This is a genomic window from Gordonia sp. LMA167 (genome assembly GCF_058130025.1).
Map to the genome: position 1 here is coordinate 4,860,811 of NZ_CM176708.1, position 15,104 is coordinate 4,875,914.

Genomic DNA, 15,104 nt, shown 5'->3' on the forward strand with positions numbered 1-15,104 from the left:
ACAGAATTATGGCGCCTGCGGATCGGCTGTGTGTCAGTTGTGTTAGCTGGGGCTGTGCGCTCGGGCGGCGTCGCCCGGTGGAGCGGCCAGATCCAGGTACTGCAGGTGTTTGTGGTCACGGAGGGCGGCCACCGCCGCGACGGGGTCATTCGTCTCCAGCGCCTCGAGTATCGCGAGATGCCGTTTGAAGCCGTCGTCGGGGCCATGATGGTCGACGGTCTCCGTGCGGAGGTTGACCGCCATCGGCAGCTGGAGCTTCAGCAGGATCGGCTCCAGCGCGATGTCGAGCTGCCTGTTACCGGCTAGTCCCACGACCGCCGCGTGAAAATGCCGATGTGCATCGTCCTTGGTCAGGTCATCGGAAGCATGCTTCATCTCCTCGACCGCCGCGCGTACAGGCGCCAGCGCGGTGGCCGGGTCCTCGAGCGGCAAGGCCGATTCCACCGCGAAGCGTTCGAGCACCTGCCGCAGCTCGAAGAGCTGCACGATGTCCTGGGGGGACCATTCGGCCACCCGCGTCCCACGCCGCGGCTGGTGCTCGACGAGTCCCTGCTGGGCGAGCAGGCGAAGCGCCTCGCGGACCGGCGCACGGCTGATCCCGAGGTCGGCACACAGGGTCTCCTCGACGATCTTCTGGCCGGGCTTCAGGCCCCCGGACAGGATGGCGTCCCGAATCCGCCTGCCGGCGACATCGACCAGGCTCTCCGGGAGGTCACTGTCCACATTCGCCTCATCCGGCCCGGTCATGCGCTCCTCGTTCGTCGTCTGCACCGGATCTCCACGGCGCGGTTGCACTGGCTGTGCCACTACCCGGTGTCACTGCAGTCTAATCGCGCACCACGCCCACATCGCGACCGCGGCGATCGCGTCACCGCTCCGCGGCGTGCGCACCTCACCCCGGGGATCGCGCGGAATCGGTGACGACCGCTTGCGGTAATGTGCACCGGCGGGCATTCGTGCCCTGCCCGGGGGCGGTAGCTCAGTCGGTTAGAGCCGCGGACTCATAATCCGCTGGTCGTGGGTTCGAGCCCCACCCGCCCCACTCGCCCCTGACGAAGTCCGGTGACCCGTGCGCACCAGGCAGCGCTCGCACACGCCACCACAGACCGCGCGCCGCACCGGCATTCCGTCGCCGTCCGCCGACAGGCCCCGGGCCGGCACCCCCGGATGTCATCGGAAATGATTGCACCAGAGCATGGTTCGCTCAGCTAACCAAACGAGTATCGCAATGACGCAGTACCGCAACATACTTCGCTCAACTAAGTGTCGTCTCCCGTTGCCCCTCGTGCATCTTCGGTTGACACCTACACCATGTGCCACAGAAGTCACCGGTGTCCACGAATACATGTGCCCGACAGCCGGATTGACGTGGCGGCCGCGCACGGTCGCGACGCGCCGGAGTGTCGTACAAACATCCGAATATCCCTCGGACGCCTACTACCCCACTGTAGTGTTCGAGATCATCAATCCGATCGTTACCGCGTCACAGCAGCCCGGATCGACGACTCGATCCACGCCACCCCTCTCGCCAGCCGTGGACAAGGCCGATGACACGTATCACCATCGTGTTTCGAAAACTGTTCAGCCCCAACCCCATAAGCGATAGCGAAGCCGGCCCGGCCGCCCTCCGCCGTGCCGCGATCTCGATGATCGTTGCCGGCGCGGCGGCGAGTGCGCTGACCGCTCCGCCGGCGTTGTCGCACGCCGACCCGATCACGCCGGATGACGCCGCATCGTTCAACCTGTTCATCCCGGGCACCTGGGAGACCGACGAATCGGCCGACCCGTGGCGGGCGATCGGCGCGCTGAAGCCCGTCGCCGACCGGATTCGGCACGACCACGGCGCCTCGGCCGTCATCTACTTCCTGCCCTACGTGGCGCGGGCCTTCGACAACGGCGAGAGTTACGGGTCCAGCAAGGAGACGGCAATCGACAATGCCGCGCGGGTCCTTCGGGATTTCACCGCAAGCCATCCCGCGGCAAAGTTCACCATCACCGGCTACAGCCAGGGTGCGGACGCGGCGGGCGATCTCGCAGCCGCCATCGGCAACCACCTCGGACCCATCCCACCGGACAAGGTGCTGGCCGTCGCACTGCTCGCCGACCCGCGGGCCGGGACGTCCGGCGAGACCGCCGTCGGACCGAGAGCCGACGGGATCGGCATCGCCGATCCACGGCCCCAGGGCATGGGCAGCCTGGTCGGGCGCGTCTCGTCGATCTGTGCTCCCGACGACCTGTACTGCTCGATCGACAAACGACAGAACCCGTTCCTCGGACAGTTGGGCAGCGCGCTGGGCAAAACACCCGCCGACGCCGCCCACGCGGTCCGGCGCGCGGCAACTGCGGCCTCGATTCTGGCCGAGCTGGACCTGCCGGGCATCGTCGACGGCCTGGAGTCACTGCCGAAGAAGGTCGCCGCCGGTGACCTCGCCGCCGCACACTCGCTCGCCGGCACCCTCAACAACGACATGCGTCCACTGGTCCGACTCGCCGCCATGGTCGACTTCGCCGAGGTCTCCGCGACCCTGGCGCTGATTCCCGACGACACCGGTTTCACCAAGGCGATGTCGCTGGTTGCGGCGGCTCTGTCCCACGTCGACATCGAGCGAACCGCCGAGCTGGTCGGCAAGATCCAGGAGGTCTCCTGGGTGGCGATCGCGGCAGTGGGCCGGCACGCCGGCGCCAAGACCGTGCCCACAACCGTGACGTCGATGGCAGACCTCAAGCGCCTCGCTCGAGAACTCGCGACCCTGTCCAGTTCGGTCGTCACCGCCACACCGCAGTCCGGGACCGGCGTCGACGCGGTGGCGCCCGATCTCAAGAGCGCGGCGAAGGACGTCATCCGCATCTCGGCCAAGTACGCGATCACGAACCCGGCGACCCTCATCACCGACGCCGTCAGCGCCGGAGAGTTCTACGCATCCGAGAGCCACGTCCGATACGGCTCGCTCGTCGTCGACAAGCAGGGGCACGACGCGGTCGACTGGCTCGGCGCCTGGCTGTCGGCGAGCATCTCCCGGGCCCGGTGACCACGGTCCGCAGGGACAGCAGGTGTGACGTCGCCCTCGCCGACCTGCCCGATCGGACAGGTTGACGCATACTGCTCACTATCGCCAGAGCACCAAGGGGGCGCGATATGAGTGGAACGGGACACCACATCTGGGGACGGCCACGACCGGTCCCGGACCGATGCCGTGGGGCGCACACGTACGCCGGAGGTTGCATCTACAACTCCGACGATCCACACCGGCCCGCGTTTCCCGAGGAACTGAGACCGGGCGCCAAGTCCACCAAGGCCGCCTGAGAGGCCCTCAGCCGACGCCCGCGTCGGGATCCACCGCCTGTTCGAGCAGGCTGCGCCGATAGGCCTCGAGCGCGACGAGATCACCGAACACCGCGTTGTAGGCGTCGGGATCCTCTCCCGGCGCCATGCGCCGCAGCCGCGACTTGATGTCGGCGATCTGTGCACCCACCCAGACCTCCTGCAATCGAGCCAGGACGCTGGTGATGTAGCGCGCGATGTTGTGCTCGCTCACGGGCATCGACTCCACCGCGAGCTCGGTCACCAACGGGCCGACCAGCGGATCGTCGACGGTGTTGTGGATTGCGTCCACCCATTCGGCGCCCCCCATACCACTGGAGGTGCCGCCGGCGGCGGTCATCGCCGTCCGGATCGCGGCGTAGGCGGGTTCGGTGAAGCATTGCACCGGTAGCGAATCGAACACGGTGCCGGCAATCGCCGGGTACTGGAGTGCGGCCTTGAGCGCCTCGCGCTGCGGCCACAGACGAGGATCGGTGGGCAAGGGACGTGCGGTGGGCGGGGCCGAGGCCGCCTCGGGTCGCTGACGCCGGATCGCGGTGACACCTCGACCGTTCTTCGGCGCAGACGCCGCACCCGTCGCACGCGCATATCGCGCACCCTCTTCACGCACCCGGGCCAGCACCTGGGCGACCTCTTCCCAACCGACCCACCCGGCCAACTGACGCGCGTATTCGTCGCGCAGTGCGATGTCCTTGATCCGCGCCACCACCGGCACGGTGTCGCGAAGCGCGTGCACACGGCCCTCCGCCGTCTCGAGATCGTGCCCGGCCAGCAGCGCCTTGATCGCGAACTCGAACATCGGCACCCGCCTCGCGATGAGGTCACGGACCGCCGCGTCGCCACTGCGTTGACGCAACTCGCACGGGTCCATACCGTCGGGCGCCACCGCGACGAAGGTCTGCCCCGCGATGCTCTGTTCGCCCTCGAATGCCTTGAGGGCGGCGGCCTTTCCCGCGTCGTCGCCGTCGAAGGTGTAGATCACCTCGCCCCGGAAGTACGAGTCGTCCATCATCAGCCGCCGCAGCAGCGCCAGATGATCCTCGCCGAACGCGGTTCCGCAGGAGGCAACCGCCGTGGTGACGCCCGCAAGATGCATCGCCATGACGTCGGTGTACCCCTCGACGACGACCACCTGGTGCCCCTTGGCGATGTTCTTCTTGGCGTGGTCGAGTCCGAACAGCACCTGAGACTTCTTGTACAGCATGGTCTCCGGCGTGTTCATGTACTTGCCGAGATTGTCGTCGTCGAACAGCTTGCGCGCGCCGAACCCGATGATGTCGCCGCCGAGATTGCGGATCGGCCACAGCAACCGACGATGGAATCGGTCGATCGGACCCTTGCGTCCTTGCTTGGACAGGCCTGCCGCCTCGAGTTCGCTGAACTCAAAGCCTTGCGACAGAAGATTTTTCGTCATCGTGTCCCACCCGGCGGGTGCGTAACCGCATCCGAACGTGGCCGCGGTGGCGGCGTCGAAGTCCCGCTCGGTCAGATAGTCGCGCGCGATCTGGGCTTCGGGTGACTGCAGCTGCTGGGCGTAGTACTTCTGCGCGGCGGCGTTGGCTGCCACCAGGCGGGCGCGGGTCCCGCGATCGCGCACGATGGCGGTGCCGCCGCCCTCGTAGTGGATCTGGTAGCCGATCCGATCGGCGAGTTGCTGGACCGCCTCGACGAAAGTGATGTGTTCCTGCTTCTGGAGGAAGCTGTAGACGTCACCACCCTCGCCGCATCCGAAACAGTGGAAGTGTCCGTGGTTCGGCCGCACATGGAACGACGGCGACTTCTCGTCGTGAAAGGGACACAGCCCCTTCATGCTGTCGGCGCCGGCCCGGCGCAGGGCCACGTAGTCGCCGACGATCTCCTCGATACGCGTCTGCTCACGGATCGCCGTGATGTCACGATCGGGGATTCGGCCTGGCACGCCTACGAGTGTAGTGACTGCACGGTCGACGTCCGCACCGCACGTATCACTCAGCCCAGATGCGCCTGTGCTCCCGAGTTCTGCCGGTCGGATCGCTCCAGCCGTCCCTCAGTCATCGACGCGATCTGGTCGACGATGACCCGCAGTCGCGCGTTGTCGTCAGCGGCCTCCTGCCACAGCGGCACGAAGATCGGATCCAGCCCGCCCGGCGCGGCCGCGGTCAGCCAGACAGCGACGCGGTGGATGCGTTCGCGCTGGCGTTGCTGGGTCGCCTTGTGTCGCTCGTTGGAGAAGATGAACCGCAACGCGAGCGTCTTGAGGATGGCGACCTCCGCGGCGACCAACGGCGACACGGTGAGGTCGGCATCGTAGCGGGCCACCGAACGATCGCCCACGACCGCGCGGGTGCCGGTGATCGCTGCCGACGCGAAACGACCGATCAGCTCGCTGGTCAACCGTTTGAGGGCCACCGCGCTGTCGAGACTGCCGTCGTATCCTCCGGCCGACCGCACGATGTCCATCGCCGACAGGCGTTGCGCGGCGTCGATCAATGCATTGGCCTCGAGTCCGTCGAATTCCTTCACGCCGATGTCGGCGAGCGCGCGCTGATCGGTGGGGTCACCGAGCGTGCGCAGATCGATACGGTCGGCGATCACGCCGTCCTCGAGGTCGTGCACCGAATAGGCCACGTCGTCGGACCAGTCCATCACCTGCGCCTCGATGCACTGCCGGCCCGGTTCGGCGTCTCGCCGGATCCAGTCGAGTGCCGCGGCGTCGTCCTCGTAGGCGCCGAACTTGATCGCCGGTGGTCGCCGGGTCCAGGGGTACTTGAGCGTGGCGTCGAGCGAGGCCCGGGTCAGGTTGAGCCCGGCGCTGCGCCCGTGCGCATCGAGCAGCTTGGGCTCCAGCCGGGTGAGGATGCGGAGGTTCTGCGCGTTGCCCTCGAATCCGCCGATGTCGGCGGCCACCTCGTTGAGGGCCCGTTCGCCGTTGTGCCCGTAGGGCGGATGACCGATGTCGTGCGCGAGACCGGCGAGTTCGACCAGGTCGGGTTCGCATCCCAGGCCGATGGCGATGCCTCGACCGATCTGCCCGACCTCGAGTGAATGGGTCAGGCGGGTGCGTGGGGTGTCGCCCTCTCGCGGTCCGACGACCTGCGTCTTGTCCGCCAGCCGACGCAGCGCGGCGGAGTGCAGAACACGGGCCCGGTCGCGCGCGTAGTCGCTGCGGTGGTCGGTGCGGGTTCCGGGCAGACTCGCGACCTTCGGTGCCTCGGGCACGATCCGTTCGACGGCCTCGTCGCCGTAGTCGGCCGTCAGCGGGATGGCGGGGACGCCGGTGGTGCTAGTCAAGCACCCATCCCCGAGCGACGGCGAAGTCGGTGATGCGCTGACGGATGGCGACGATCTGCGCCGCGGTCAGATCGTCGGACGAGTCGAGCAACAGTTCGGTGAGCTCCTCGTTGAACGATGACGCATCCAACGACGAACGCGAGCGGCGAGGCCGCTCCCCGCCGTGTGACCGACTGTGGTCGGACCGACCGTGGTCGTGGTTGTCCCGCCGGTGCGGCCGAGCGGTAGCCGTGCCACCGTCTTCCGCGGGGGCTGCTTCGGTGACCGCGACGTTGACCGCCTTGGTCCCCCGATCGGTCTCCTCGACGTCGAAGGAGACCTTGGCGCCCGGCTTCAGCGCATTCTCGTCGATGTCGATGTCATTGATGTGGAGGAAGACGTCGGCGCCGCCGGCCTCCGGCGCGAGAAACCCGAAACCCCGATTTGCGTCGTAATGCACGACCTTGCCACTGACGGTCACTTCACACTCGCTCTCCTCGCCGCACGGTCCCCCGGACCCCACGTCCGGATCCTGCGACAACTCCACACTCAACTATGACAGATATGCGCAGGTCGCACGTCGTCCACACATCGATCCCCGAGGAGCCCGCGACGAACGGGCGAAGGGTCACGCCCCGAGCAGCTTGCCGCCCAGATACTCGACCACCTTGTCGAGCGCCACCCGCTCCTGGCCCATGGTGTCGCGCTCGCGAACGGTGACGGCCTGGTCGTCGAGGGTGTCGAAGTCGACCGTCACACAGAACGGCGTCCCGATCTCGTCCTGGCGGCGGTACCGCTTGCCGATGCCCTGCGCGTCGTCGAACTCGACGTTCCAGTGCTTGCGCAGTTCAGCGGCGAGGTCCTTGGCCTTCGGCGAGAGCTTCTCGTTGCGTGAGAGCGGGAGCACGGCAACCTTGACCGGGGCGAGCCTGCGATCGAGCCGCAGCACGGTGCGCATGTCGGTGCCGCCCTTGGCGTTCGGCACCTCCTCCTCGGTGTAGGCATCGCAGAGGAACGCCATCAGCGAGCGGGTCAGCCCGGCCGCGGGTTCGATGACATAGGGGGTGTAGCGCTCGCCGCTGGCCTGGTCGAAGAACGACAGGTCCTCACCGGAGTGCTTGCTGTGGGTCGACAGGTCGAAGTCGGTGCGGTTCGCGACGCCCTCGAGTTCGCCCCACGGGTTGCCGGAGAAGCCGAACTTGTACTCGACGTCGACGGTGCGCTTCGAGTAATGCGACAGCTTGTCCTTCGGATGCTCGAACAGGCGCAGGTTCTCCGGGTCGATCCCGAGGTCGACGTACCAGTTGAATCGCTGATCGATCCAGTATTGGTGGCATTCCTCGTCCTCGCCCGGCTTGACGAAGTACTCCATCTCCATCTGCTCGAACTCACGGGTGCGGAAGATGAAGTTGCCCGGCGTGATCTCGTTGCGGAAGCTCTTGCCGATCTGCGCGATGCCGAACGGCGGCTTCTTGCGCGCGGTGGTCATCACGTTCTTGAAGTTCACGAAGATGCCCTGCGCGGTCTCCGGGCGCAGGTAGTGCAGCCCCTCCTGGTCGTCGACCGGACCCAGGAAGGTCTTCATCAGGCCACTGAACGCCTTGGGTTCGGTCCACTTGCCGGGCTGCCCGGTGTCCGGGTCATTGATGTCGGCGAGACCGTTGGCCGGCGGGTGGCCGTGCTTGAGTTCGTAGTTCTCGATCAGATGATCGGCGCGGTAGCGCTTGTGCGTGTACAGCGACTCGACCAGCGGGTCGGTGAACACCTCCACGTGTCCGGAGGCCTCCCACACCTGGCGCGGCAGGATGACCGAGGAGTCGAGGCCCACGATGTCGTCGCGACTCGTCACCATCGAGCGCCACCACTGGCGCTTGATGTTCTCCTTCACCTCCACACCCAGCGGCCCGTAGTCCCACGCGGACCGGGTTCCGCCGTAGATCTCACCGCTCGGGAACACCAGACCTCGACGCTTGGCGAGGTTGACGACGGCTTCGACGCGGTTGGACTGGGCGGCCACGGTTAACTGATCTCCAACGAGTAGGGGTACAGGGTCTGGTGTCTGCATCGACAGTGTCGTCGGCGCGCAACGGCATCGCTGATGACATGGCAACCCTTACAGGGTAGCCGCACGAGGGCTCGGTCACGGAATCGCTGCCGCCCTCGGGCCCCACCCCGGCGCCAGGAGTCTGCCTAGGCTGGTGTCGTGTTCCGGGTGTGTGCCGATCGCGGACCGCGACGAATCGCATGTGTCTGTCTCGTGGTCACGGTGGCCGTCGTCATGGCGTCGGGCTGCAAACTCGCCGAGAACGGCCGGACGGTGTCGTCGACGACCTCATCTGCACCAGCCGTCTCCGGGGCCGCGGAAGGCCTCACCCCCGATCGTCTGGCGGCAGCCGTGACCGGGAGCGCCGTCCTCGCCCATGTGCGGGCACTGCAGGCCATCGCCGATCACCACGGCGGAAACCGGGCGGCCGGCACCCCTGGATACGACGCTTCCGCGGGCCATGTCGCCGGGCTGCTGCGCCTTGCCGGGTTCACCGTCTCCACGCCGAGGTTCGACTATCCCCGGTTCAACGGTGGGACGACGACACTGACCGCCGACGGCGCGGACGTTCCCACCGCAGTGTTGCAGTATTCGGCCGGCACCGACGGATCACCGGTCAGCGGTGTGCCGGTCTCCGCCGCCCGCCTGGGCTGCGCTGCCGCGGACTATCCCGCCGCGAGCCGCGGTGCTGTCCTCGTCGTCGATCGGGGTGAGTGCACGTTCGCCCGCAAAGCGGAGCTTGCCGAAGGTGCCGGCGCAGTGGCGATGGTCGTGGCGAACACCTCGGACGACCCGCTCAGGGATGCCACCCTCGAACCGGACGGCGCCCGCGTGATCCCGGTCGTGGCCGTCGCGCGCGACCTCGCGACCCGGGTCCGCGGCGCCCGGTCACTCACGGTGACCTCGACCGCCACGACAACGACGATCACGTCGCGCAACGTGATCGCCGACACGCGCACCGGCTCACCGGACGACGTGGTGATGGTGGGCGCGCACCTCGACAGCGTCCCGGAAGGTCCCGGGATCAACGACAACGCGACCGGCGTCGCCGCCGTGCTCGAGACGGCGTTGCGCCTCGGCGCGACACCGCCGGTGAACAGGGCCGTCCGCTTTGCTTTCTGGGGTGCCGAGGAGGACGGACTGGTGGGGTCGTCGCGATACGTGCAGCGCCTCGGCGACCGCCGCCGCTCGATTTCCGCCTACCTCAATTTCGACATGCTCGGATCGCCCAATGCCGGCTACTTCGTGCTCGACGGTGATGGCTCCGACGCGGACGATGGCCGAGGCGGGCCGACCGGATCGGACCGCCTCGAGCAGATCCTGACCGATTACTACGACGAGCGCGGCATCGCCACCTCGCCCACCGGGTTGGTGGGTCGCTCGGACTACCAGCCGTTCGTCGACATCGGAGTGCCGGTCGGCGGCGCCGACACCGGCGCCGAACAGCACAAATCCGGGGAGCAGGCTCAACAGTGGGGCGGACGGGCCGATAGTGCCTTCGACCCGAATTACCACACCCCCGCCGACACGCTCGGCAATGTCGCCCAGGATGCGCTGGCGATCAGTGCGCCCGCCGTCGGCTACGCGGTGGCCACCTGTGCCCTCTCCCCTGGACCGGAGATCTGCTGAGACCCGGTTGATCGGTGTCTTCGGCGGCTCAATTGACAACGACTTCCGTTAGTATGGACTGCGATGTCCGCGAAGGAACGAGATTGCGCAGCCTCCACCGATCACCGCGTCGCCGGGACGGTGGAGTGCGAGGCTGCCAGCGACCTGCTCCGCGCTCTCGCGTCACCGACACGGATCGCGATCGTGCTCCTGCTGAGAGAGCGCCCGCAATGCGTTCACGAGGTGGTCGGCGCGCTCTCGTTGAGTCAACCGCTGGTCAGTCAGCACATGCGGGTACTCAAGGATGCCGGTGTCGTTCGCGGTGAACGCAACGGCCGCGAGATCGTCTACGAACTGGTCGACGACCACCTCGCCCACATCGTGACCGACGCGCTCACCCATGCCATGGAGCCCCCGGCCACCACCGAAACCCGCACGGTCGACTAGATGCCCGCAAGTACCGATCGCCCGGTCACCGGCGTCCGTTCCACCCGGCAGCGCGCAGCCATCGCCGATGCCCTCGCGGCCGGCGACGACTTCGTCTCGGCACAAGAACTCCACGATCAGCTGAAGGCTCGGGGCGAGTCGATCGGCCTGACCACCGTGTATCGAAACCTGCAGGCACTGAGTCAGGCAGGCCAGATCGACATGCTGTGGGACGGGTCGGGCGAGACCCGCTACCGGCACTGCTCCTCGGGGCACCACCACCATCTGGTGTGCCGGCAATGCGGCACGACGGTCGAGGTTCAGGCCGGTCCCGTCGAGCAGTGGGCGGCGAGTATCGCTGCCCAGCACGGGTTCTCCGAGATCAACCACACCGTGGAGGTGTTCGGGCGCTGCCCGGACTGCACGGCGATCGCCGACTCGACGAGTCGGTGACCGATATGCGTAAGCCGCCGCCAGCCCCCTGAGGTGCCGCCCGAGCGAGCGTGCGAGCGTCACCACCCGGTCCCTGAGGAGCGAGCGTGCGAGCGTCACCACCCGGTCCCTGAGGAGCGAGCGTGCGAGCGTCACGAAGGGAGCGAGCGTGCGAGCGTCACCACCCGGTCCCTGAGCTGAGGCGCCGCCCTGAGGAGCGAGCGTGCGAGCGTCACGAAGGGAGCGAGCGTGCGAGCGTCACCACCCGGTCCCTGAGGAGCGAGCGTGCGAGCGTCACCACCCGGTCCCTGAGCTGAGGCGCCGCCCTGAGGAGCGAGCGTGCGAGCGTCACGAAGGGAGCGAGCGTGCGAGCGTCACAAAGGGCCCTACGTGGACGCATCCTCGCAAGCTCGGAGGCTCCTCAGGGACCGGGTGCGCTCAGAGTGCGGCTGCATCGGCGAGCCTCTCACGCCCCCGAGAGCTGTTGGGCCGCATCGGCTCCGGCGGCCAGCACCATGTGCAGCACGGTCAGCAGCGGGATGTCGTCGAGGGACCCGGCGGGGAATGTGTAGTACTGCAGCACGTCCGTAGTGACGCCCTCGGGGTCCGATCGCCGCAGCGCCCCGAAACTCAGTCGTGCGTCGCAGGATTCGACGTCGTCGCGCAAGGACGGGGTGTTCGGCAGATTCACCGCCACGAGTTGGGTCACCGTCAGGACGTCGAGACCGGCCGCCAGTTCCAGCACTCGAATCGACGCGCGGGTGGGCCCGACCTGCACCACGACGGAATCGGTGTCGACGTCACCGACGTCGCCGAACTCCGCGAGCAGCCCGGCGAGCCGGGTCGGCCAGGCCGAGCCCGGCGTCGGGTGGGTCATGTCGGCATCACTCCGCCGAACCGGCGGTCGCGGGACGCATACTCGACACACGCCGCCCAGAGGTCACGGCGGTCGAAATCGGGAAACAGCTTCTCCTGGTACACCATCTCTGCGTACGCCGACTGCCACAGCAGGAAGTTGGAGATACGCTGCTCCCCCGACGGCCGCAGGAACAGGTCGACGTCGGGCATGTCCGGCTCGTCGAGGTAGCGGGCGAACGACGACTCGGTGATGCGTTCGGGATCGATCTCACCGGCTGCCGCTCGTCGCGCGATCTCTCTTGCCGCGTCGGCGATCTCGGCCCGACCGCCGTAGTTGACGCACATCGTCAGCGTCATCACCGTGTTGTTCTTCGTCATCTCCTCGGCAACTTCGAGCTCCCGGATCACACTGCGCCACAGGCGTGGCCGACGACCGGCCCATCGAACGCGAACCCCCATCTCGTTCATCTCGTCCCGCCGACGCCGGATCACGTCGCGATTGAAGCCCATCAGGAAGCGGACCTCGTCGGGACTACGCGACCAGTTCTCGGTGGAGAAGGCGTACGCCGACAGCCAGGTGACGCCCATTTCGATACAGCCGCAGACGGTGTCCATGAGGACGGCTTCGCCTCGCTTGTGCCCTTCGGTGCGAGGCAGGCCGCGGTCGGTGGCCCAGCGCCCGTTGCCGTCCATCACCAGGGCGACGTGCTTGGGTATCAGCTCGGGTTGGAGTTTCGGCGGCCGAGCCCCACTCGGGTGTGGGTCGGGCGGACGTACGGTTGCGGTTTCCGGGCGGGCCGACCGTTTCCCGGATCGCGAACCGGGTCGTAAGGCCATCACCCGTCTCCTCTCACGCGGTGTCCACCAGCCTATGGGGTGCTTCGCGTTCGATGAGCGGCAGGGTTCGCAACTGCCGTTCCAGATGCCACTGGAGATGGGCGGCGGTCAGGCCACTGGCCTGGCGCTGCATCGACGAGCTGATCCCCACGGTGTGCTCCCATTGGCCGCGGAACAGAGCGTCCATCAGGTCGAGCACACCAGGTGACGGTGTCGCCGCACCCGGCGGACGGCAGTGGATGCAGACGGCCCCACCGGCCGCAACGTGGAACGCCCGATGCGGTCCGGGCTGTGCACAACGCGCACAGACGTCCAGGGCGGGCATCCATCCCGCGCAGTGCATGGCGCGCAGCAGATACGCATCCAGGATGAGTTCATTGGGGCGGCGATGTTCGGCCAGCGCGTCGAGCGCGCCGACGGTCAACCGGTGCAACTGTGCGGCCGGGGCGCGTTCCTCACCGGCGAGTCTCTCCGCGGTCTCCAGGACCGCGCACGCCGTGGTGTAGCGCCCGTAGTCGGCGACGATGGCGTCGGCGAACGCATGCAGGGTGTGCACTTGCGTCACGATGTCGAGATTGCGGCCGGGATAGAGATGGACGTCGATATGGGCGAAGGGCTCGAGGCGGGCACCGAACTTCGACCGGGTGCGGCGAACACCTTTGGCCACCGCACGCACCAGACCATGGTCCTGGGTGAGCAACGTGATGATGCGATCGGCTTCGCCCAGCTTGTGCTGGCGAAGCACCACGGCCTCATCCCGATAGAACCTCACCGTCACATTCTTCCATCACCCACCGACACCGATCGGATGCGACATGCATCGTCTCAGGTACCGCCGCTCGAACGATCGGCCACCTGCTCGCCACCGACGCCCGCGACGTGTGCCGGCGACGGAGTCGTGATCGTCGCCGGACCGTCGCCCTCGACGAATCGCGCGAGCCGAGGTGGCAGCGTCATACCGCCGGGGAAGCGGTGCCAGCCCTTCCGGTCGTACAGTTTCGTCCCACCCAGACCGAGCAGCACGCCGACGATCAATCCGATCGCGCATTGGATCACCGATCGAGCCAGCCCGGCGTCGAAATCGGCATCGAAGTAGAGAATCGCGCGAACCCCCAGATAGACCAGGTGCATCGGCTCGATGTCCGCGATCCACGCGAACAGCCGTGGACTCGCCTCCAGGGGCACCGTGCCGCCGGACGACGGTAGTCCGAGAATCACGAAGAAGATCAGGTTGAGGATCAGGCCCGGATTGCCGAACACGGCCATCATCGAACTCGCCGAGATGCCGACCGCGGCGATCACCAGCACCGAGAACATCCACAGGGCGAAAGCGTTGGGCAATGACGTACCGACCGCGGTACACACCCCGATGTAGAGCGCCGACTGCACCACCGCGACGAGCACCATGATCGTCCACTTGGTGGCGAGCGTGCCCCACCGGGAGATGGCCAGGCGCTGGCGGAGCTGATAGAAGGGCCCGTACTCGATCGGGGTCTGGCCGAGGATGCCGTCGACCACCACACTGACCATCATCGCGCCGGTGAATCCCGCGAGGATGAGCAACAGTGTGTAGTAGAACGCGGACAGCCCGTTGCCCGATCCGTCCGGCAACGGGGTCGGTTCGACGACCCGCACGTCGACCGGATCCGACAGCGCCAGCTGCGCCGCGCCGGAGAACGGGACGTCCGCCTTGACGAGCGTCTGCCGGACGGTCGCGGTCAGCCGCTCGCCGACCTGCTCGTTGACCTGCGTCGACATCTCGTCGGCGAACGTGGTGGTCACCGCGGAGGCGAATGTGCCCGAGCCGCGATTGATGTAGACATCGATGGACATCGGATCGGGTTTGGCCGTGAGGACCGCCGACCGCCCGAGGGCCACCGCACGATTGGTGAAGTTCGCGCCGATCACCACCACCCCGTAGCTCTTGCCCGAGTTCAGCTCGTTGAGCGCGGTGGTCTTGTCGGTGCGGTGCACGGCGATCCCGCTCTCGGCCGCTGCGGAGATCACGCCGTCGGCGACCTCGTTGCCGAAGTTCTCGGTCGAGGTACCGCCGTCGGGGTTGTCGACCTCCCCTCCCTGGTCCTCGTTCACCAGTGCGATCGGGAAGTCGTGCAGGTTGCGTTCGGGATCCGCGACGGCACCCATGTACAGCGCAGCCATCAGCGACATGATGACGACGACGAGCAGCAGCGGCGCCAACCAGAAGCGGGGCGAGCGCAGGACGCCGGCGATCGTGGTGCCCGCCTCCGCGTCCTGCACCGGCGCCTCGTGCAGGCCGTCGCCGATCTGCCCGTTTCCGTCCAGATCCTGGTTCTCGTGCCGCCCCAT

14 protein-coding genes and 1 tRNA gene are annotated in these 15,104 nt (G+C 67.4%); 6 read left to right on the forward strand and 9 right to left on the reverse strand.

Translation table 11 applies throughout. The features are described 5' to 3' along the window. Positions 1 to 42: 42 nt before the first annotated feature. On the reverse strand, positions 43 to 747 hold the full coding sequence (locus ACVT6V_RS22080; protein WP_489900958.1) for a GntR family transcriptional regulator: 705 nt from the start codon (positions 745 to 747) through the stop codon (positions 43 to 45). A gap of 221 nt (positions 748 to 968) precedes the next feature. Here ACVT6V_RS22080 and ACVT6V_RS22085 point away from each other — a divergent pair. From ACVT6V_RS22085 to ACVT6V_RS22095, 3 genes are all read left to right on the forward strand, one after another. Continuing rightward, positions 969 to 1,042, forward strand: a tRNA-Ile gene (locus tag ACVT6V_RS22085). Between the two features lie 505 nt (positions 1,043 to 1,547). Further along, positions 1,548 to 3,029, forward strand: coding sequence for a cutinase family protein (locus ACVT6V_RS22090; RefSeq protein WP_489896240.1), 1,482 nt, complete (start codon positions 1,548 to 1,550; stop codon positions 3,027 to 3,029). A gap of 107 nt (positions 3,030 to 3,136) precedes the next feature. After that, positions 3,137 to 3,304, forward strand: coding sequence for a hypothetical protein (locus ACVT6V_RS22095; protein ID WP_489896241.1), 168 nt, complete (start codon positions 3,137 to 3,139; stop codon positions 3,302 to 3,304). A 7-nt stretch (positions 3,305 to 3,311) separates the two neighbouring features. Here the strand turns inward: ACVT6V_RS22095 and dnaG are convergent, their stop codons facing one another. The 4 genes from dnaG to ACVT6V_RS22115 all read right to left on the reverse strand — a co-directional run bounded on the left by dnaG (position 3,312) and on the right by ACVT6V_RS22115 (position 8,588). Then, positions 3,312 to 5,240 carry a DNA primase gene (gene dnaG / locus ACVT6V_RS22100; RefSeq protein ID WP_489896242.1) on the reverse strand — a complete coding sequence of 643 codons (1,929 nt, stop codon included), beginning with the start codon at positions 5,238 to 5,240 and terminating at the stop codon, positions 3,312 to 3,314. Between the two features lie 50 nt (positions 5,241 to 5,290). Continuing rightward, the gene (locus ACVT6V_RS22105) at positions 5,291 to 6,592 is read right to left on the reverse strand and encodes a deoxyguanosinetriphosphate triphosphohydrolase (protein ID WP_489896243.1); all 1,302 of its coding nucleotides are present in this window, start codon (positions 6,590 to 6,592) and stop codon (positions 5,291 to 5,293) included. Continuing rightward, positions 6,585 to 7,052 (reverse strand): cold-shock protein, encoded by a 468-nt coding sequence (locus ACVT6V_RS22110; RefSeq protein ID WP_489896244.1) that lies wholly within the window; start codon positions 7,050 to 7,052, stop codon positions 6,585 to 6,587. The genes ACVT6V_RS22105 and ACVT6V_RS22110 overlap by 8 nt, the downstream gene beginning before the upstream one ends. Before the next feature lie 147 nt (positions 7,053 to 7,199). Then, positions 7,200 to 8,588: a glycine--tRNA ligase gene (locus ACVT6V_RS22115; RefSeq protein WP_489900960.1), complete on the reverse strand. Its 1,389-nt coding sequence runs from the start codon at positions 8,586 to 8,588 to the stop codon at positions 7,200 to 7,202. Between the two features lie 249 nt (positions 8,589 to 8,837). Between ACVT6V_RS22115 and ACVT6V_RS22120 the strand changes: the two genes are divergently transcribed. The 3 genes from ACVT6V_RS22120 to ACVT6V_RS22130 all read left to right on the forward strand — a co-directional run bounded on the left by ACVT6V_RS22120 (position 8,838) and on the right by ACVT6V_RS22130 (position 11,102). After that, positions 8,838 to 10,244: a M20/M25/M40 family metallo-hydrolase gene (locus tag ACVT6V_RS22120; RefSeq protein ID WP_489896245.1), complete on the forward strand. Its 1,407-nt coding sequence runs from the start codon at positions 8,838 to 8,840 to the stop codon at positions 10,242 to 10,244. A gap of 63 nt (positions 10,245 to 10,307) precedes the next feature. Next, positions 10,308 to 10,670 (forward strand): ArsR/SmtB family transcription factor, encoded by a 363-nt coding sequence (locus ACVT6V_RS22125; protein WP_489896246.1) that lies wholly within the window; start codon positions 10,308 to 10,310, stop codon positions 10,668 to 10,670. Further along, the gene (locus ACVT6V_RS22130; RefSeq protein WP_489896247.1) at positions 10,671 to 11,102 is read left to right on the forward strand and encodes a Fur family transcriptional regulator; all 432 of its coding nucleotides are present in this window, start codon (positions 10,671 to 10,673) and stop codon (positions 11,100 to 11,102) included. A gap of 445 nt (positions 11,103 to 11,547) precedes the next feature. On the opposite strand, the gene ACVT6V_RS22135 is transcribed toward ACVT6V_RS22130, so the two are convergent. Genes ACVT6V_RS22135 through ACVT6V_RS22150 form a run of 4 tightly spaced genes read right to left on the reverse strand, consistent with a single transcriptional unit; the run spans position 11,548 to position 15,104 of the window. After that, positions 11,548 to 11,958 (reverse strand): hypothetical protein, encoded by a 411-nt coding sequence (locus ACVT6V_RS22135; RefSeq protein ID WP_489896248.1) that lies wholly within the window; start codon positions 11,956 to 11,958, stop codon positions 11,548 to 11,550. After that, positions 11,955 to 12,776 (reverse strand): isoprenyl transferase, encoded by an 822-nt coding sequence (locus ACVT6V_RS22140; RefSeq protein ID WP_489896249.1) that lies wholly within the window; start codon positions 12,774 to 12,776, stop codon positions 11,955 to 11,957. The genes ACVT6V_RS22135 and ACVT6V_RS22140 overlap by 4 nt, the downstream gene beginning before the upstream one ends. A 13-nt stretch (positions 12,777 to 12,789) precedes the next feature. Continuing rightward, positions 12,790 to 13,548, reverse strand: a complete 759-nt coding sequence (recO, locus tag ACVT6V_RS22145; RefSeq protein WP_489896250.1) for a DNA repair protein RecO — start codon at positions 13,546 to 13,548, stop codon at positions 12,790 to 12,792. Between the two features lie 53 nt (positions 13,549 to 13,601). Continuing rightward, entirely contained in the window at positions 13,602 to 15,104 is a 1,503-nt protein-coding gene (locus ACVT6V_RS22150; protein ID WP_489896251.1) for a YhgE/Pip domain-containing protein, read from the reverse strand.

Coding starts and splice junctions, on each gene's coding strand:
- ACVT6V_RS22095 (WP_489896241.1), top strand. CDS start 3,137: ATGAGTGGAACGGGACACCACATCTGGGGACGGCCACGACCGGTCCCG.
- ACVT6V_RS22080 (WP_489900958.1), bottom strand. CDS start 747: ATGACCGGGCCGGATGAGGCGAATGTGGACAGTGACCTCCCGGAGAGC.
- ACVT6V_RS22130 (WP_489896247.1), top strand. CDS start 10,671: ATGCCCGCAAGTACCGATCGCCCGGTCACCGGCGTCCGTTCCACCCGG.
- ACVT6V_RS22090 (WP_489896240.1), top strand. CDS start 1,548: ATGACACGTATCACCATCGTGTTTCGAAAACTGTTCAGCCCCAACCCC.
- ACVT6V_RS22150 (WP_489896251.1), bottom strand. CDS start 15,104: ATGGGGCGGCACGAGAACCAGGATCTGGACGGAAACGGGCAGATCGGC.
- ACVT6V_RS22140 (WP_489896249.1), bottom strand. CDS start 12,776: ATGGCCTTACGACCCGGTTCGCGATCCGGGAAACGGTCGGCCCGCCCG.
- ACVT6V_RS22125 (WP_489896246.1), top strand. CDS start 10,308: ATGTCCGCGAAGGAACGAGATTGCGCAGCCTCCACCGATCACCGCGTC.
- ACVT6V_RS22135 (WP_489896248.1), bottom strand. CDS start 11,958: ATGACCCACCCGACGCCGGGCTCGGCCTGGCCGACCCGGCTCGCCGGG.